The 18,723-nt window shown below is 46.5% G+C and carries 16 protein-coding genes and 1 pseudogene; 8 read left to right on the forward strand and 9 right to left on the reverse strand.

Annotated elements, in window-relative coordinates:
• Window positions 1-31 precede the first annotated feature (31 nt).
• The gene (locus tag ICN18_RS03705) at window positions 32-634 is read right to left on the reverse strand and encodes an RNA pyrophosphohydrolase (RefSeq protein WP_216189135.1); all 603 of its coding nucleotides are present in this window, start codon (window positions 632-634) and stop codon (window positions 32-34) included.
• A gap of 48 nt (window positions 635-682) precedes the next feature.
• Here ICN18_RS03705 and ICN18_RS03710 point away from each other — a divergent pair, with 48 nt between their 5' ends.
• Window positions 683-2,425, forward strand: coding sequence for a proline--tRNA ligase (locus ICN18_RS03710; RefSeq protein WP_216189136.1), 1,743 nt, complete (start codon window positions 683-685; stop codon window positions 2,423-2,425).
• Here ICN18_RS03710 and ffh read toward each other — a convergent pair whose 3' ends face one another.
• Window positions 2,426-3,808, reverse strand: a complete 1,383-nt coding sequence (gene ffh / locus ICN18_RS03715) for a signal recognition particle protein (protein WP_216189137.1) — start codon at window positions 3,806-3,808, stop codon at window positions 2,426-2,428.
• A gap of 20 nt (window positions 3,809-3,828) precedes the next feature.
• On the opposite strand from ffh, the gene ICN18_RS03720 reads away from it, so the two are divergent.
• The 5 genes from ICN18_RS03720 (at window position 3,829) to ICN18_RS03740 (ending at window position 10,616) form a co-directional block, all read left to right on the forward strand.
• Window positions 3,829-4,677 (forward strand): cytochrome C assembly family protein, encoded by an 849-nt coding sequence (locus ICN18_RS03720; protein WP_216189138.1) that lies wholly within the window; start codon window positions 3,829-3,831, stop codon window positions 4,675-4,677.
• A 3-nt stretch (window positions 4,678-4,680) separates the two neighbouring features.
• Window positions 4,681-5,499, forward strand: coding sequence for a 1,6-anhydro-N-acetylmuramyl-L-alanine amidase AmpD (gene ampD, locus ICN18_RS03725; protein ID WP_255532056.1), 819 nt, complete (start codon window positions 4,681-4,683; stop codon window positions 5,497-5,499).
• Between the two features lie 331 nt (window positions 5,500-5,830).
• Window positions 5,831-8,740, forward strand: coding sequence for a ribonucleoside-diphosphate reductase subunit alpha (locus tag ICN18_RS03730; RefSeq protein WP_439650815.1), 2,910 nt, complete (start codon window positions 5,831-5,833; stop codon window positions 8,738-8,740).
• A 44-nt stretch (window positions 8,741-8,784) separates the two neighbouring features.
• On the forward strand, window positions 8,785-9,960 hold the full coding sequence (locus ICN18_RS03735; protein ID WP_216189140.1) for a ribonucleotide-diphosphate reductase subunit beta: 1,176 nt from the start codon (window positions 8,785-8,787) through the stop codon (window positions 9,958-9,960).
• A gap of 332 nt (window positions 9,961-10,292) precedes the next feature.
• Window positions 10,293-10,616 (forward strand): histone H1-like repetitive region-containing protein, encoded by a 324-nt coding sequence (locus ICN18_RS03740; RefSeq protein WP_255532057.1) that lies wholly within the window; start codon window positions 10,293-10,295, stop codon window positions 10,614-10,616.
• Window positions 10,617-10,829: 213 nt separating this feature from the next.
• On the opposite strand, the gene ICN18_RS03745 is transcribed toward ICN18_RS03740, so the two are convergent.
• From ICN18_RS03745 to ICN18_RS03770, 7 genes and pseudogenes are all read right to left on the reverse strand, one after another.
• On the reverse strand, window positions 10,830-11,789 hold the full coding sequence (locus ICN18_RS03745; protein WP_216189141.1) for a carbohydrate kinase family protein: 960 nt from the start codon (window positions 11,787-11,789) through the stop codon (window positions 10,830-10,832).
• Between the two features lie 52 nt (window positions 11,790-11,841).
• Window positions 11,842-12,264 carry a DUF3426 domain-containing protein gene (locus tag ICN18_RS10430; RefSeq protein ID WP_500797046.1) on the reverse strand — a complete coding sequence of 141 codons (423 nt, stop codon included), beginning with the start codon at window positions 12,262-12,264 and terminating at the stop codon, window positions 11,842-11,844.
• Between the two features lie 186 nt (window positions 12,265-12,450).
• Window positions 12,451-13,371 (reverse strand): annotated as a pseudogene (gene prmA, locus ICN18_RS10435) (50S ribosomal protein L11 methyltransferase); the annotation flags it as partial.
• A 25-nt stretch (window positions 13,372-13,396) separates the two neighbouring features.
• Window positions 13,397-14,761 (reverse strand): acetyl-CoA carboxylase biotin carboxylase subunit, encoded by a 1,365-nt coding sequence (gene accC / locus ICN18_RS03755; protein ID WP_215362568.1) that lies wholly within the window; start codon window positions 14,759-14,761, stop codon window positions 13,397-13,399.
• Between the two features lie 49 nt (window positions 14,762-14,810).
• Window positions 14,811-15,278, reverse strand: coding sequence for an acetyl-CoA carboxylase biotin carboxyl carrier protein (gene accB, locus ICN18_RS03760; RefSeq protein ID WP_216189143.1), 468 nt, complete (start codon window positions 15,276-15,278; stop codon window positions 14,811-14,813).
• 36 nt (window positions 15,279-15,314) lie between these two features.
• Entirely contained in the window at window positions 15,315-15,764 is a 450-nt protein-coding gene (gene aroQ / locus ICN18_RS03765; protein ID WP_216189144.1) for a type II 3-dehydroquinate dehydratase, read from the reverse strand.
• 229 nt (window positions 15,765-15,993) lie between these two features.
• A complete protein-coding gene (locus ICN18_RS03770; protein WP_216189145.1) occupies window positions 15,994-16,521 on the reverse strand; it encodes a TlpA family protein disulfide reductase in 528 nt (175 codons plus the stop codon).
• A gap of 26 nt (window positions 16,522-16,547) precedes the next feature.
• Between ICN18_RS03770 and mpl the strand changes: the two genes are divergently transcribed.
• Window positions 16,548-17,954 (forward strand): UDP-N-acetylmuramate:L-alanyl-gamma-D-glutamyl-meso-diaminopimelate ligase, encoded by a 1,407-nt coding sequence (mpl, locus tag ICN18_RS03775; protein WP_216189146.1) that lies wholly within the window; start codon window positions 16,548-16,550, stop codon window positions 17,952-17,954.
• Between the two features lie 32 nt (window positions 17,955-17,986).
• Window positions 17,987-18,721 (forward strand): 3-oxoacyl-ACP reductase FabG, encoded by a 735-nt coding sequence (gene fabG / locus ICN18_RS03780; protein ID WP_216189147.1) that lies wholly within the window; start codon window positions 17,987-17,989, stop codon window positions 18,719-18,721.
• Window positions 18,722-18,723 lie beyond the last annotated feature (2 nt).

Genomic DNA, 18,723 nt, shown 5'->3' on the forward strand with positions numbered 1-18,723 from the left:
GCTTATGGGTAGTCTAAGTTTTTGCAAAGCACTATTCATTTTCTTTATCCGATTTATCAGATGATTTTTTTTGATCTTCATGGCTGCCATAAAAAGACTGAATTAAATCAAGGGGAGATCCCCAGGCAAGTTGCTGCATGCGCATGCCCCGGGATAAGAAGCGCGCTAATTCAGAAAGTGCTAATTGATAAACTTCGCGTTTAAAGCCAATAACCGCATCCAACTGAATCCAGAATGGTACCCAGCGCCAAGCATCAAACTCGGGGTGTTCAGAGGCGCGCAATTGGATGTCGCTATCAAGGCCAACTAGCCGAAGAAGAAACCAAATTTGTTTTTGACCGCGATAAGCGGCGCGATGGACTCGAGTGGAGTTTTGACGGCGCAAGTATTCCTCAGGGACGTCATAGCGAAGCCAATCCCTAGTGCGTCCAATAATTTGGACATGCTCCGGCAGTAAGCCAACCTCCTCTTGCAATTCGCGGTACATAGCCTGTTCAGGGCTTTCACCATGCTGAATCCCGCCCTGCGGGAACTGCCACGAATGCTGCCCAACGCGTTTTCCCCAGAAAACCTCGTTACGGCCGTTGAGGAGGACAATGCCGACATTCGGGCGATACCCTTCACGGTCAAGCATGATCGTGCCTCAAATCCTTTAAAATCAACGATTTGATTATATCCATACATGAAAGCCTCACAATCATTTCTCGCCACGCTAAAAGAAGCCCCCTCTGACGCTGAGGTGGTTTCGCACAAACTCATGGTGCGTGCAGGTTTAATTCGCAAGCTCAGTGCGGGTATTTATAACTATTTACCACTGGGTTTGAAAGTCATTCGCAAGGTCGAAAACATCATCCGCGAAGAAATGAATCGCGCTGGCGCAATTGAATTGCTGATGCCGATGATTCAGCCCGCTGAATTATGGCAAGAGACTGGCCGCTGGGAAAAGATGGGCCCAGAGTTACTGCGCATCAAAGATCGTCATGATCGTGATTTCTTGATTCAGCCAACCTCAGAAGAGGTTATTACTGATTTAGCGCGTAATGAGATCAAGAGTTACAAACAATTGCCTGTGAACTTCTATCAAATTCAGACTAAGTTCCGTGATGAGCGCCGTCCTCGTTTTGGCATCATGCGTGGTCGTGAGTTCAGCATGAAAGATGCTTATTCATTCGATAAGGATGTTGAGGGCCTCAAGAAATCCTATCAAGTGATGTTTGATGCCTATACCCGCATCTTTAAACGGATGGGTTTGCAATTCCGCGCAGTGACTGCTGATAATGGCGCCATTGGTGGATCTGGTAGTCAAGAGTTCCACGTGATTGCAGATACTGGTGAGGATGCAATTGTCTATTGCCCTAACTCTGATTACGCAGCCAACTTAGAGGCTGCAGAGTCTTTGGCATTAATTGCTGCTCGTGCTGCAGCCAATGCGGCGATGGCTAAAGTGCCTACGCCGGATAAGACCAATTGTGCTGATGTAGCCAAGTTTTTAAATATTCCCCTTCAATCTACTGTGAAGTCATTGCTATTTGCGGCTGATCAAGAAAAAGGTCCAGCAAAACTCTTTATGTTGTTGGTGCGTGGTGACCATGAGCTTAATGAAGTGAAAGCGAGCAAGATTCCTGGGATGTCAGAGTCACGCTTTGCCACTGAAGCAGAAATCAAACAAGCTTGTAATGCTCCGGCCGGTTATCTGGGTCCTGTTGGTGTGAGCGCTGATGTGACTGTTGTTGCGGACAGAACGGTAGCCAACATGGCTGATTTTGTGTGTGGCGCCAATGATGCTGGTCATCATTTGACCGGTGTGAACTGGAGCCGTGATTTACCTGAGCCATTGGTATTGGATATTCGTAATGCCGTGATTGGTGACCCTTCGCCAGATGGCAAAGGTGTTGTCGATATTTGCCGCGGCATTGAAGTTGGGCATGTATTCCAATTGGGTACACGTTATTCAGAATCGATGGGTTGCACCTATTTGGATCAACAGGGCAAAGCGCAGCCCATGGTGATGGGTTGTTATGGCATTGGCGTAACACGCTTACTGGGTGCTGCGATTGAGCAGGGTCATGATGAGAAGGGCATTATTTGGCCAATCTCGATGGCGCCATTTGAAGTGGTGATTTGCCCGATGGGTTACGAAAAATCAGAAGCGGTCAAAGCGGCATGTGACCAACTGCATGATGAGTTACTAGCCGCTGGAATTGATGTGATTCTGGATGATCGTAATGAACGCCCGGGTGCGATGTTTGCTGACTGGGAGTTGATTGGGGCGCCATTCCGCGTCGTTATTGGCGATCGTGGTTTGGCAGATTCTCAGGTGGAATTTAAAGGCCGTACTGATGCCGAGTCTCAGAACATCCCACTCGGCGAGATCAAGACAAAAGTAATTGCTGCAGTTCAAGCAGCCAAGAGCTTAGTCAGTTAATTATTTTTTAAAGAGTCCGCCAATACCCTTGGCGGCTCCTTTGGCCGCCATGCTAGCCATGGTACGCGCCATCTTCCCGCCCTTGAATTGCTTCATCATGGTTTGCATTTGCGCGAATTGAGCTAGCAAGCGATTGACCTCTTGCACTTCAACGCCAGAACCGGCGGCAATGCGACGCTTACGGCTGGCTTTGAGTAGTTCTGGTTTTCTGCGCTCTTGTGGAGTCATGCTGTCAATAATGCCGCGCATACGGGTGGTTTGTTTATCAGCATTACTTAGGTTTGCTTTGGATGCTGCTTGTGCAACTTGGCTTGGTAATTTATCCATCAAACTCGCCATGCCACCCATCTTCTGCATCTGCATGAGTTGATCACGAAAATCTTCAAGATCAAATCCACCTTTAGAAATCTTACTAGCTAACTTTTCTGCTTTGGCAACATCAACGTGTTGTTGAGCTTGTTCAACGAGAGCCAGAATGTCGCCCATACCCAGAATACGATTAGCCATGCGTTCAGCATCAAACGCTTCAAGGCCATCCATCTTCTCGGCGACACCGATAAATTTGAGAGGAACGCCGGTAACCTGGCGCACAGACAGCGCCGCACCACCCCGGGAGTCGCCATCGAGCTTAGTCAGGATTACGCCCGTCAGGGGTAGCGCTTCATGGAAAGCCTTAGCCGTATTGACGGCATCCTGGCCGAGCATGGCATCCACTACAAATAAAGTTTCAATTGGATTGAGGCTGGCATGCAAGGTTTTGATTTCTTGCATTAGTACTTCGTCGATACCAAGGCGACCTGCGGTGTCCACCAAGACAACATCAAAATAGTGACGGCGTGCCCAGTCAAGAGCAGCAAGGGCGATGTCATTCGGTTTTTGGCTAATATCGCTTGGGAAAAATTCGGCGCCAACTTGCTTAGTAACAGTTTCTAATTGCTCAATTGCGGCTGGGCGATAGACGTCGCAAGAAACCGTCAAAACTTTCTTCTTCTTTTTTTCTTGCAACCACTTCGCTAGTTTTCCAACTGAAGTGGTTTTACCTGCGCCCTGCAAGCCGGCCATCAGGATCACTGCAGGGGGTTGTGTTGCCAGATTGAGTTCGCCACTTTGATTGGTATCACCCATCATGACTTGGGCGAGCTCACGTTGAACTACGCCAACGAGTGCTTGTCCTGGGCTGAGGCTGCCAACCACTTCCTCGCCAAGGGCTTTAAATTTAATTTGTTCCAGCAAGGACTTCACTACTGGGAGGGCTACGTCAGCCTCTAATAAGGCTAAACGGATTTCCCGCAGCATTTCTGCCGTATTGGCTTCGGTAAGGCGGGCTTGGCCCCGCATTGTTTTAACAACGCGAGATAGACGGTCGGTGAGGTTTTCTAGCATTTATCGATTAGACTTTCCAGATGGACATTTTAGGTTACTCAAGTTACGGATGGCTTCCTTCCGCACTTTATTTGGCGCTTTTACTCATTTTGAGCTTCAAAGCCAAGAGCGGCGTGGAGTCTGCGCTATCTAGTGCCTTGGTGCAGGCTGCCATTCTTGTGATTTTGGTGATTCATGGAGTGCAACTTCATGACTCCGTATTCACCCCACAAGGCTTCGTATTTGGGTTTGCACAAGATTTGTCCTTAATTGCCTGGGTTGGTCTGGCTTTTTATTGGTTTCAGTCTTGGTTTTTGCCGATCTCCAGCTTGCGTTGGATGGCCTTAATGTTCGCACTGATTTGCGCATTTCTACCAACTGTTTTTCCAGGAACATTGATCTCACCTAAGGCTGTTTCGGACCCTTGGTTTAAAGGTCACTTTGTGGTGGCAACAGTTTCTGTGGGCTTGCTCAGTCTGGCAGCAATGCATGCCATGCTCATGAGCGTTCAGGATCGCGCTTTACATCGTCAGTTAGCCATTATTCCCAATAGTCGGTTTGCTCATTGGTTGGAGGATTTACCTCCTTTGATGACTATGGAAAGTCTTTTATTCAATTTACTTTATGTTGGTTTTGCACTTCTGAGTTTGACTGTGTTCTCGGGCTTACTCTTTTCGCAAACCTTGTTTGGCAAACCACTGGTGTTTGATCACAAAACCATTTTTGCCCTTGTCTCCTGGTTTTTGTTTGCGGGTCTATTGATAGCGCGCTGGCGAGTGGGGTTGCGTGGCAGGGCTGCTATTCGTTGGGTATTGAGTGCTTACACCGCCTTATTGCTTGCATATGTTGGTAGTCGTTTTGTAGTTGAAGTAATCCTGCAGAGAACATAAGCTTTGTTTAAGTGGCTTTTATTACTTGCTGGTGCTGGACTTTTATATCTCTGGATTAAGGGTAAAAAGCAGGCTGCACTGGATGCCAGTAATGCCTCCAAACCCAATAAAAACAAGCCGGAGAAGGTGGACGTACCTGAGGTGATGGTGCAATGCCAATGTTGCAAAGTGCACCTTCCACAGTCAGACGCAATGGCACACGATGGCCGTTTTTATTGTTCACAAGAGCATCTTCATGCTCTCGATTCGAATGGATGGGTTGGTGATGCACGATGGCGGATTTCTCCGAATCAAGATGCTAGACCAGAAAATGTGGATCCAGATTTAGTAGTTATTCACCACATTAGTCTTCCGCCAGGCGAGTTCAGAAATAAAACATCCAGCCGCCACATTATTGATTTTTTCCAAAATAAGCTTGATCCAAGTGGACATCCTTATTTTGCTGAGATTGCCGATCAAAAAGTATCTAGCCATTTTTTGATTACCCGCTCGGGTGAGTTGATACAGTTTGTTTCCACTCAAAGCAAAGCCTGGCACGCTGGAAAATCGACTTTTCAGAGTCGTGAAAAGTGCAATGACTTTTCGATTGGTATTGAGATGGAAGGGGATGGGGATGCACCATTCGAAGCTGCTCAATATCAAGTTTTGACAAATCTCATTCAAAAAATAAGCAACGCATATCCGCATTTGCAATTTGCTGGGCATAGCGATATTGCACCGGGGCGCAAAACAGACCCAGGAATTTATTTTGATTGGAAAAAGTTCCAAAAAGAGACAGCAATTTCGCTTGAAAAATTGCCCTTTGGCTTAGATCCCCGATAAGCTATCTTTTGTATGTGAGCGTACGCTTACTTTTGTAGCCTTTGTCTAAAAAGGGCTAAAAAATACGCACCAAAATGACTCCAAATATTGTGGATTACTTAGTAAAAATACTAGTAAATATTTGTCATAAATGGCTTACCAAATATCAAATATTTCCCTATACTTAGTGCCTAATGCACTTCAAGACACTAGATGTAGTGTTTGAATCCAGCAATACCCCATTGTTTTTTAACGATATTTTGTCCAAATAACTATATATATACGCAGGAGCAACATGACATACGCTAATCCACAGACAGCAGGCCAACCAGCTGGAGCGAATAACCCAGGAATGAGTCCTGCGGGGGCGGTAAATCAGGCCCCTTCTGCCAGTTTTGTTGCTGGTGGTGTTGGCGGTACCCAGGCAACTCAGTTGTCTGATTACAAAATCATTCGCCGTAATGGTTCAGTTGTTGCATTTGAGCCATCAAAAATTGCAATTGCCGTAACAAAAGCATTTTTGGCAGTTAATGGCGGTCAAGGTGCGGCATCTGCACGTGTGCGCGAGCAAGTTGAGCAGTTGACTCACTCTGTTGTGCGCGCTTTATTGCGTAGCCGACCAAATGGCGGAACTTTCCACATTGAAGATATTCAAGACCAAGTTGAATTGGCTTTGATGCGCAGTGGCGAGCACAACGTTGCTCGTGCATATGTTCTTTACCGTGAAAAGCGTAACCAAGAGCGTGCAGCTCAACAAGAAGTTTCCCAAGAGGTTCAAACAGCCAATCAGGCTGGTGAGTCTGGCATCAAAGTAACTGATAACGGTGTTGAGAAGTGGCTTGATATGGCTGCTTTGCGCACTGTGATTGAGGCAGCTTGCGAAGGTTTGGGTAATAACATTGATGCAACACCAATCATTACCGAAACTATCAAGAATTTGTACGACGGCGTACCAATGGCGCAGGTTTACGACTCTGCTATTTTGGCTTCCCGTACCTTGATTGAAAAAGATCCTGCATATAGCCAAGTGACAGCGCGTATTTTGATGCACGTAATTCGGAAAGAAATTTTTGGCAAGGAAGTATTGCAAGGCGATACTCAAGCTGAGTACAGCACTTACTTTGCTAAGTACATCAATGAAGGTATTTCTGCTGAGTTGTTGGATCCACGTATGCGTGAGTTTGACTTGCCACGCCTCGCCGCTGCTTTGAATGCTAGCCGTGACTTGCAGTTCAACTACCTCGGTTTGCAAACTTTGTATGACCGTTATTTCTTGCACATTGAAGAGCGTCGTATTGAAATGCCACAGGCTTTCTTTATGCGCGTTGCAATGGGCTTAGCTTTGAATGAGATGGATCGTGAACGCCGCGCTATCGAGTTCTATGAAATCCTGTCTACATTTGATTTCATGTCCAGCACACCAACATTGTTCAATTCAGCAACTACTCGTCCGCAACTCTCTAGCTGCTACTTGACGACTGTGGATGATGATTTGGATGGCATCTACGAGGCATTGAAAGAAAACGCATTGTTGTCTAAGTTTGCCGGTGGTTTGGGTAACGACTGGACCAACGTTCGTGCATTGGGAAGTCATATCAAAGGTACTAACGGTAAGTCACAAGGTGTTGTGCCTTTCTTGAAGGTAGTGAACGACACTGCAGTTGCTGTGAACCAAGGTGGTAAGCGTAAAGGTGCAGTCTGCGCATACTTGGAAACATGGCACTTAGATATTGAAGAGTTCTTGGAGTTGCGTAAGAACACTGGTGACGACCGTCGCCGTACGCACGATATGAATACCTCTAACTGGATTCCTGACTTGTTCATGAAGCGTGTCATGGAAGGTGGCGATTGGACTTTGTTCTCACCATCTAACACTCCTGATTTGCATGACAAATTCGGCAGAGCATTTGAAGAGGCTTATGTTGCCTATGAGCAAAAAGCTGACCGTGGTGAATTGAAGCCATTCCGCCGTATTCCTGCGCAGCAATTGTGGCGCAAGATGCTTGGCATGTTGTTTGAAACTGGCCACCCATGGATTACTTTCAAAGATCCTTGCAACATCCGTAGCCCACAACAGCACATTGGCGTAGTTCACTCATCAAACCTCTGTACTGAGATCACCCTCAATACCAATGAGACTGAGATTGCGGTTTGCAACTTAGGTTCTGTGAACTTAACTGCTCATATGACTACTGATGCCAATGGCAAGATGATTTTGGATCACGAGAAGCTCCAAAGAACCGTACGCACTGCAATGCGTATGTTGGACAACGTGATTGATATCAACTACTACGCAGTAGCTAAGGCTCGTAATTCTAATTTGAAGCACCGTCCAGTGGGTATGGGCATCATGGGCTTCCAGGATTGCTTGCACATGCAGCGTATTCCTTACGCTAGCGATGAGGCTGTGAAGTTTGCTGATTCTTCCATGGAGGCGGTTTGCTACTACGCTTACCAGGCATCTAATGAACTGGCAGCTGAGCGCGGCGTTTACAGCACCTACAAAGGTTCTTTATGGGATCGCGGCATCCTCCCACAAGATTCAGTAGCGATGTTGGCAGCTGAGCGTGGCGGTTATGTGGAAGTGGACAACTCTTCTACTATGGATTGGAGCGGTTTGCGCGCGAGCATCAAGCAGCACGGTATGCGTAACTCTAATTGCGTGGCAATTGCGCCAACAGCAACGATTTCTAACATCATTGGCGTTTCTGCTTGCATCGAGCCAACTTTCCAGAACTTGTTTGTGAAATCCAACCTTTCCGGTGAATTCACAGTGGTAAATGAGTACTTGGTACGTGATTTGAAAGATCGCGGCCTCTGGGATGAGGTAATGATTGCTGACTTGAAGTACTTTGATGGCACCTTGTCGAAGATTGACCGTATTCCACAGGATTTACGTGATTTGTATGCAACAGCCTTCGAAGTGGAGCCAAGCTGGTTGGTTGAAGCTGCTTCACGTCGTCAGAAGTGGATCGACCAAGCGCAGTCACTCAACATCTACATGGGTGGTGCTTCCGGTAAGAAATTGGACGATACCTACAAGCTGGCTTGGTTGCGCGGCTTGAAGACAACTTATTACCTCCGCACAATGGCTGCAACCCACGTTGAGAAATCAACTGTTGCAAGCGGTCAGTTGAACTCTGTTTCTAGCGGTGGCGGTGTAAACGGTACTGACGCAGCAGCAGCGCAAGAATTAGATGGCCCAGCTTGCACAATGCGCCCAGGCGATGCCGGTTTCGAAGAATGTGAAGCATGCCAATAAGCCATTCGCTTATTGGTCATAAATAGAATAATTAGGAGAGAGTTATGTTGAATTGGGAAGAGGAAGTGGCTCCAGCACTAGCGAAAGCTGGTATTGCACCGCAGCCGGTTGCAGTGGAGCCACAACGCCCACAACCAGATCAAGTGGCAATGGCACCGCAAACTGCTGCGCCTGCACCAGCTGCTGCAGTTGGTGGTGCAGCCTTGCGTGTAAATGCTGCTGATAAGCGCGTGATTAATGCCAAGACTGACGTCAATCAGTTAGTGCCATTCAAATACAAGTGGGCTTGGGAGAAGTATTTAGCGGGTTGTGCAAACCACTGGATGCCACAAGAGATCAATATGAATCGCGATATCGCGCTTTGGAAAGATCCAAATGGCCTGACAGAAGACGAGCGTCGCATTATTAAGCGCAATCTTGGTTTCTTCACAACCGCCGATTCCTTGGCTGCGAACAATATTGTTTTGGGTACTTATCGCCACATTACTGCTCCAGAATGCCGCCAATACCTATTGCGCCAGGCTTTTGAAGAGGCTATTCATACTCATGCGTACCAATATATTGTGGAATCTTTGGGCTTAGATCAGTCCGAAATCTTCAATGCGTACAACGAGATTGAGTCAATTCGCGCTAAAGATGAGTTCTTGATTCCCTATATTGATGTGTTGACCAATCCAAATTTCAAGACTGGCACACTAGAAGCAGACCAAACATTGCTCCGTTCGCTGATTGTTTTTGCTTGCGTGATGGAAGGTTTGTTCTTTTATGTTGGTTTTACGCAAATACTTGCAATGGGTCGTCAAAACAAAATGACGGGCGCTGCTGAGCAGTACCAATACATCCTTCGCGACGAGTCTATGCACTGTAATTTCGGCATCGATTTAATTAATCAAATCAAGCTGGAGAACCCGCAGTTATGGACTTCCGCGTTCAAAGACGAGATCAAAGCTATCTTCGAAAAAGCGGTCGAATTAGAGTACCGTTATGCCGAAGATACGATGCCTCGCGGGGTGCTCGGATTGAACGCTCCGATGTTCAAAGGGTACCTAAGATACATCTGTAATCGCAGATGTTTGCAAATAGGACTTGACGCGATGTTCCCAAATGAAGAGAATCCATTTCCATGGATGTCAGAAATGATTGATCTGAAAAAAGAACGAAACTTTTTTGAGACACGCGTTATTGAGTATCAAACTGGCGGTGCGCTAAGTTGGGAGTAGTAAGTAGTAAGTAAGCGCATAGCCGGCTAAATTGGAGATTAGACGGTTGGATAGTTTAAGAAGTCAGCAAAAACAGACTCAAATCCGAAAACCCTTGCTCAAGGGTGCCTGGGCTATTCTCTCTATTTTTTCCAGCACATTTAAGAAGCCGTTGTCCTTTGGGTCAACGGCTTTTTTTCCAGGATTCATTAGCGTGCAGCACCTAGCATCAAGCCGCGCGCCGATGAATGGCTCGCTCGTCAGCTCCAAAGGGTTGCAAAACCAGGCGGAATTAGATGGTCGGGTCTTCTTAATGTAGTTTTGTACTAATCCTCACGTGAAGGAGTATTAATATGGCAATCGCCAAGAAAAAACCTGCTGCAAAGAAACCAGCTGCTAAGAAAAAAGTAGCTGCTAAGAAGCCAGCTGCTAAAAAAGTAGCTAAAAAGAAGCCAGCTGCTAAAAAAGTAGCTGCTAAGAAGCCTGCTGCTAAAAAAGTAGCTAAGAAGCGTCCTGCTGCTAAAAAAGCTGCTGCTAAGAAGCCTGCTGCTAAAAAAGTAGCTAAGAAGCGTCCTGCTGCTAAAAAAGCTGCTGCTAAGAAGCCTGCTGCTAAAAAAGTAGCTAAGAAGAAGCCAGCTGCTAAGAAAGCTGCACGTAAAGTAGCAAAAAAAAAGTAAGTAAGCCTGCTGCGAAGAAAGCGGGCTCTGCTGTAAAAAAGCCCGCGGCTAAGAAAGCTGCGCTAGCATCATCTGCCGCTGCTTGGCCCTTCCCAACTGGCACACGTCCTTAATCAGACGGGTGTTACTAGAAGGGGTCTCTCACGAGACCCCTTTTTTTTATTGCCTAAAGTTTGATTGACTCAGATTCGAGTCGAGGCGCACCTAAAGTGCTTAGAAGCTAAAGCCAAATGCTGTTTTAAATTGGGCTGCGATCTGATCTTTGCTGGGTTGGTGATTTTGCGGTCCTTGATGGGTAATCTTGATTGAGCCCATCAAACTGGCTAAGCGACCAGTAGTTTCCCAATCCATGCCGTTTTCTAAGCCAAACAGCAATCCACCGCGGAATGCATCGCCACAACCGGTTGGATCAACCACTTTTGCCGCTGGTACTGGTGGAATTGCAACACATTTACCGTCAAAGTAGATATCGGCACCTTCGGCGCCTTTGGTAACGATGAGTGCCTTCACTCTTTCAGCGACTTTTGCCAAGCTCAAGCCCGTTCTTTGGGAAAGCATCTCTCCCTCATAGTCATTTACTGCCAAATAGCTAGCGAGGTCGATTAATTCCAGCAATTCTGGACCATTAAACATCGGCAAGCCTTGGCCCGGATCGAAGATAAAGGGAATACTTGCATCGGCAAGTTGATGGCAATGTTCCCACATCCCTTGGCGGCCATCGGGAGCAACGATTCCCAATTTTGCTGGACCCTTAGCGTTCTTGCTGCGTTCAGCTACCACTGCAGAAACCTGATTCAGGTGGGATTCACCCATTGCACCTGGATGAAATGCGGTGATTTGGTTATTTGCCTGATCGGTTGTGATCATTGCTTGCGCAGTAAATGCTTTATCGATTTGGCGAATATGGCTTGCATCAATTTTGAGTTGCTCAAGACGACTCATATACGGAGCAGCATCACCGCCAACAGTAGCCATGATGATGGGGTCGCCACCCAAAAGATTGAGGTTGTATGCAATATTGCCAGCGCAACCACCAAACTCGCGGCGCATAGTTGGCACCAAGAAGGCTACGTTCAGGATGTGAATTTGCTCTGGGAGAATTTGATCGGCAAATTTGCCTTCAAAGTTCATGATGGTGTCGTAGGCGATGGAGCCACAGATCAAGCTAGCCATAAATTACTTTCTTTTTAAAAATAAGGGGTAAATGTGGGTTTTGTGAATAGGTTTAAGGGTAAAGCACGCGAACGCGATAGCCTGCAGCATTGGGCGGCAAGGAGACGGGTAAATCCATCTGAAGCATTTCTCCCGAAGGGATTCCTTTTTTTAAAAAATCAGGATGAGATTCTTGCCAAGTCTGTGGTAACCACTCTTGTGGTGTGAATTGCAGTGATTTGATTTCAGATTCTTCGGCGTCAGTCAAAGAGATTTCTAAATTTGGTGGCAAAACTGCAATCGCCAGACGATTTTGTATCTCCACTTGCAACAGAGGTTGATTTGCGCCGCTTTTAAGCCCCTCTCGCGCGTTTTCTGTTGCTAATGCGGCTGAAGTTATTTTCCATGCAGAAAAATCGCTCACAGTGCGATCTAGACATCCTAGTGCGCGACAAAGTTTTGCATCAATACGTTGTAAAACATGAAATGCATTCACGGAAATTGCATTCGATGTTCCATCAACCCTTGGCGCTATTGCAGGAAGCAATGAATTTCTAGAGAGATGCTCTCCAAAAACAAGCAGCAATAGAAATAAACCAACTAAAAACGCGAACTTAAGACTTTTTTTTTGAGCAGGTGCAGCAAAAGCAGTTTTTGCATTGCTTTGCTGGTTTGAATTTAGAGTTCCGTGTAGGCAAACCCAGCCTTCACTCTCTTTCCAGACGGAGAGTTTGAGCCATTGGCTATAGGTAGCGATGACTTCTTCCGCTTGGCGTGCAAGGACTCCAGACAGAACTATTCTTCCGCCCACTTTCATCTTATTTACCAATGCGGGAGCAAGAACCTGTAGTGGATTGGCCAAAATATTGGCCATCACGATGTCGTATTTGGTTTCTGCAGCGAGTTCTGGGGCACCTTGGTTGGGTAAAACAAAACGAATCGTGGTGTTATTGATTTCTGCATTGCTGCGCGCTGCAACCATGGCCTGAGGGTCGATATCCGTGCCAATCACAGGATTGCAGCCCAGTTTTGCTGCAGCGATCGCCAAAATGCCTGAGCCGCAACCGTAATCGAGCAGGCTTTGGTTTTGTAAATTAGTTTGTTGCTCAAGCCAAAGAAGGCATAGATGTGTTGTTGGGTGACTACCGGTTCCGAACGCTAGACCGGGATCAACGGCGAGACAAATCGCATTGGGATCGGTCGGGGCATCATGCCAAGAAGGTACTACCCAAATACGCTCACCAATCTGAATGGGTGTAAATTGACTTTGAGTCAGTCTTACCCAATCTTGTTCCTCAACGATTTTTTCTTGCGGAGGACTCAGTTGAAAGCCTGCTTCTTTGAGTGAGGCAAGGAGTTCGGGAATAAATTCTGCGCTACCAGAAGCATCAATTTCCGGATTAAAGAGGGCGATTACTGATGATCTGTCCCAAGCCTGAACTTCTGGAGAAAGACCGGGTTCTCCATAAAGTGGGTTCTCGTCGTAGCCGCCTGCTGCGTCATCTTCAACGGTGACCGATAGAGCACCCAAGTCCAAAAGCGCATCACCCAAAGGCTCAGCGGTTTCAGCAACTACCGTAAATACCAGTTCACGATAGGACATGAGGCGCTCGCGTTAGTGGCATAAATTAGGATTTACCGCGACTTGCAGCTTGCTCTTCTAAGCGGTGCTCCAAGTAATGAATGCTGGTACCGCCTTCAATGAAGTTTGGATCAAGCATCAGCTCACGATGGAGTGGCACATTGGTTGTAATGCCGTCAATCACCATCTCGGAGAGTGCAATTTGCATGCGGCGGATAGCTTGCTCACGCGTATTGCCGTAAGAAATTAACTTACCAATCATGGAGTCGTAGTTTGATGGCACCACATAACCACTGTAGGCATGGGAATCAACGCGAATACCAGGGCCACCAGGCATGTGGAATGAACCAATTTTGCCTGGGCTCGGGGTGAACTTAAATGGATCTTCCGCATTTAAGCGGCACTCAATCGCGTGACCACGGAAAACAATGTCTTTTTGGCGATAACTGAGTTTCAGGCCAGCAGCAATACGAATTTGTTCCTGAACAATATCCACGCCAGTAATCATTTCCGTTACTGGATGCTCAACCTGAACACGGGTATTCATCTCAATGAAGAAGAATTCACCATCTTCGTAGAGAAACTCAAATGTACCGGCGCCACGGTAGCCAATCTTGCGACAGGCTTCTGCGCAACGCTCGCCAATTTTGGCGATCAAGCGACGATCAATGCCAGGTGCTGGAGCTTCTTCAATCACTTTTTGGTGACGACGCTGCATAGAGCAATCGCGCTCGCCCAACCAAATAGCATTGCCATGGGTATCGGCCAAAATCTGAATTTCTACGTGGCGAGGCTTTTCTAAAAACTTCTCCATATAGACTTCTGGGTTACCAAAGGCGCGACCGGCTTCTTCACGAGTCATATTGACCGCATTGATGAGTGCAGCTTCAGTATGTACAACACGCATACCGCGACCACCGCCACCGCCAGCAGCTTTAATAATTACCGGATAGCCAACTTTTTTCGCAGTCGCAATAATTTCTTTTGGGTTATCAGGTAGCGCACCCTCTGATCCAGGTACGCAAGGTACGCCAGCTTTAATCATCGCGCGTTTGGCGGAAACCTTATCACCCATCAAGCGAATCGATGCAGCTGTAGGCCCAATAAAAGCAAATCCGGACTTCTCAACACGTTCTGCAAAGTCGGCATTCTCAGAAAGAAAGCCATAACCAGGATGAATTGCCTCTGCGTCGGTGACTTCTGCCGCAGAAATAATTGCTGGCATATTGAGGTAGCTGAGCGGAGATGGCGCTGGTCCGATGCAGACAGCTTCATCAGCCAGCTTTACATACTTCGCTTCTTTATCTGCGGTGGAATAGACCACGACAGTTTTAATTCCCAACTCGCGGCATGCGCGTTGGATACGGAGAGCAATTTCTCCCCGATTGGCAATCAGAATCTTATCGAACATGTCGGCTCTGAGTTAAGTAACTGTGAATTGGAATAGATCTTGAGATCTATTAGGCGATGATGAAAAGTGGCTGGTCAAATTCAACACCTTGACCGTTTTCACAGAGGATTTCCTTAACCACACCAGCGTGCTCAGATTCAATCTCATTGAGCAACTTCATCGCTTCAATGATGCAAAGTGTTTGACCAACTTTTACCGTGTCGCCAATATTGACGAAGTTTGGAGATTCTGGATTTGGGGCGCGGTAGAAGGTGCCAACCATTGGGGATTTAGCAACAGAGCCAGTTTGAACAGCAGGCGTTTCAACCGCAACTGCCGCTGGGGCAGGAGCACTGGCTGCTGGCGCAGCTTGCATCACTTGTGCTGGTGCTTGATTTGCATAAACCACCTGACCGACTGGAGCTGAAGATCCGGCATTGACGATACGAACGCGATCTTCGCCTTCATTTACTTCTAGTTCTGAAATACCTGATTCAGAGACTAAATCGATCAAGGTTTTAAGTTTTCTGAGATCCATACGAGTGCTTCCTCTCTTGTAATTCTTTAAGTAGATTTATTTCTGTAAACGAGTAATGGCCGCTTGTAGTGCCAATTCATAGCCAATGGCACCAAGACCACAAATCACTCCAGCCGCAATATCTGACAGGTAGGAATGTTTGCGGAATTCTTCGCGCTGATGAATATTGGACAAATGGACTTCTGTAAAAGGTATGGCTACCCCAGCCAAGACATCGCGCAATGCAACGCTGGTGTGGGTAAAAGCACCTGGATTGATGATGATGAAATCAACCCCGTCTTGTTTGGCCTTTTGAATGCGGTCAATTAACTCGCCTTCATGATTGCTTTGAAAGGTGCTTAGGTCGACGGACTGTGCTTTTGCCAGTTCGCCTAGCTTTTGATGAATGTCTTCCAGGGTAGTTTTGCCGTAAACATCTGGTTCACGGGTGCCTAATAAATTTAGGTTTGGGCCCTGAATTACGAGAATTGAAGCTTTTTTGGACATAGATCCCTGTTTTTAGAGGCAGTTAAGCGTTTAACTCTTAATAACTTCATGCTCGATTGCTTATGGGGGAAAGTATACCTTTAGAAAGCTCGGTAGAGACCAAAAAAGCAGTTCAAAAATGAGAATTTCCTACTCTTTTAAATGCAGATAATGAAAAATATTGCATTATCTGCTTAATATTTAGGCAGTATTCAAAAATAGATAGGGAATAAAAATCAACTAAAGATGTCTATAAGGCCGACTTAATAGCGCTTCTTACGTCTTCTTCGCTTATCTTTCCTAATTTGCTATACGTTGCCTTACCCTTGGCATTGATGATGATGGTGTATGGCAGTGCACCTTGAGAATTTCCCAGTTGCTTAGAAAGATTGCTTCCCTCTAGGCCGCCAACAACGATGGGGTAGTCAACTGGAGTTTTTGAGAGAAATTCGCGAATATTAGAGGGAGAATCGATGCCGATACCAACAAATAAGATATTTTGCTGAAAAAACTCTTGCTGAAGCTTGTCTAAAGTAGGCATTTCTTCAACACAAGGAGGGCACCAGGAGGCCCAAAAGTTCACCACCAGGACTTTTCCTTGCCATTTTTGGGTATCAATTGGTTTTCCGTCTGGAGATTGCCAAGAATTGGCAAAAAATGCTTTTACAGCCGGGTCACTAGCTAAGCCAGTTTTATAAATCCATTGCGAAGTCACTACCCCTGCAAGGAGTGCCAAAAGACTAATTGCGACGATGATGATCCATTGTCTGCGGTTCATTGCAACTCCTTCGCTAAAATTCGCTAATGCATATACATATCTTGGGCATTTGCGGTACTTTCATGGGCGGCATTGCCGCAATTGCGAGGCAAGCTGGACATCGCGTTACTGGATGCGATGCCAACGTGTATCCACCAATGAGTACGCAGCTTGAAGCTCAAGGCATCGAACTGATTGAGGGATTCTCACCCGATCAATTATCTCAGTTTGAGACCATGCCTGATTTATTTGTCATTGGCAATGTGGTTTCTCGCGGCAATCCTTTAATGGAGGCAATTCTCAATCAAGGGTTGCCATATATCTCTGGACCACAATGGTTGGGCGAACAAGTTTTGTATGGGCGACATGTTTTAGCTGTTGCTGGAACGCATGGCAAGACAACAACTTCAGCCATGCTCACATGGATTTTGGAATTCAACGGCTACAAGCCTGGATATCTGATTGGTGGAGTGCCACTCAATTTCACTGTTTCTGCTCGCTTGGGCGAGAGTAAATATTTCGTGATTGAGGCTGATGAATACGACACGGCTTTCTTTGATAAGCGCAGCAAGTTTGTTCACTATCGACCACGCACGGCTTTATTAAATAATTTGGAGTTTGATCACGCAGATATTTTTGCTGATCTTGCGGCAATCGAAACGCAATTTCATCATTTGGTGCGTACCGTACCTGGTGATGGTTTGTTGGTGGTTAATGGCGAAGAGCCTGCGCTAGCAAGCGTCATTACACGCGGCGCTTGGGCGCCTGTAGAGCGCTTTGGCCAAGAGCTAGGTAATGAATGGTCATTGATTTCACAAGAGGCTGATGGCTTCATTGTGCGTAAAGCTGGCAAGGAAGTGGCCACTGTGAAATGGGCGCCTGATTCTGGTGTGATGGGTAGACATAATCAACTCAATGCACTTGCAGCGATTGCCTCGGCAAATCATATTGGTATCTCTCCAGAAGATTCTGCCCGTGCTTTGGCTGAGTTCAAAAATGTAAAACGTCGTTTGGAAACCATTGGCGTTGCAAATGACATTACCGTTTATGACGATTTTGCGCATCATCCAACAGCGATTACTACTACTGTTGATGGCCTACGTCGCCGAGTTGGTAAAGCGCGTATCTTGGCGGTATTGGAGCCGCGTTCAAATACGATGAAGCTCGGTGTGATGAAGGCCCAGCTTCCAGGGAGTTTAGTGGCTGCAGATAAAGTTTTTGCCTATGGCGCCAGTGCCGGAAAAGAATCATTGGGTTGGGACTTGGCAGAAGTTTTGGCTCCACTCAATTCAAGCGAACAAGGCAAGGCACAAGCTTTTGATGATCTAGAGTCCCTGGTGAAGGCGGTTGCACAAGAGGCCAAGCCAGGCGATCACATTTTGGTCATGAGTAATGGTGGGTTTGGTGGCATACATCAAAAGCTATTAAAAGCCATTTCGGCACAGCAGAAATAAAAAGCATTAAAAATAAAAACAGAAAGCAAACAATGGGCGATAGATTAAAAGACAAGGTAGCCATTATTACCGGCGCCGCTAAAGGCATTGGCTTTGCTACATCTCAGCGTTTTGCACAAGAGGGTGCAAAGGTCATCATTACCGATATTAATCAGGAGGCTGTTAACGGTGCGGCTGCGCAAACGCCTAATGCTGAAGGGTATGCCATGAATGTCACTGATCGCGCCAGCATTCAGTCGGTAGTTGATCATGTGATGCAAAAGCATGGACGCATTGATATCTTGATTAATAACGCTGGTATTACTCAAGATGCGCGCTTAATTAAGATGACTGAAGCTCAGTTTGATAACGTTATTGATGTTAACTTGAAGGGTGTATTTAATTGCACTCAGTTGATTGTTCCTCACATGCTCGAAGCCGGCTCTGGTGCAGTGGTGAATGCTTCTAGCGTCGTGGGTCTATATGGTAATTTTGGTCAAACTAATTACTCAGCCACTAAGTTTGGTGTTATTGGCTTTACTAAGACATGGGCGCGCGAACTCGGGCCCAAGGGCATTCGAGTAAATGCAGTATGCCCAGGTTTCATTGCTACGGAGATGGTTAAAGCCATGCCAGAAAACATTTTGCAAGATATTGAAAAGCGCAGTTGGCTTGGACGTCTGGGCGCCCCAACAGAAATGGCTAACGTATATTTATTCCTGGCTAGCGATGAATCAAGCTATGTCAATGGAGTGGCATTAGAAGCTAGCGGCGGGATCTCCCTCTAAGC

The organism is Polynucleobacter parvulilacunae, from assembly GCF_018881715.1.
Lineage (GTDB): Bacteria > Pseudomonadota > Gammaproteobacteria > Burkholderiales > Burkholderiaceae > Polynucleobacter > Polynucleobacter parvulilacunae.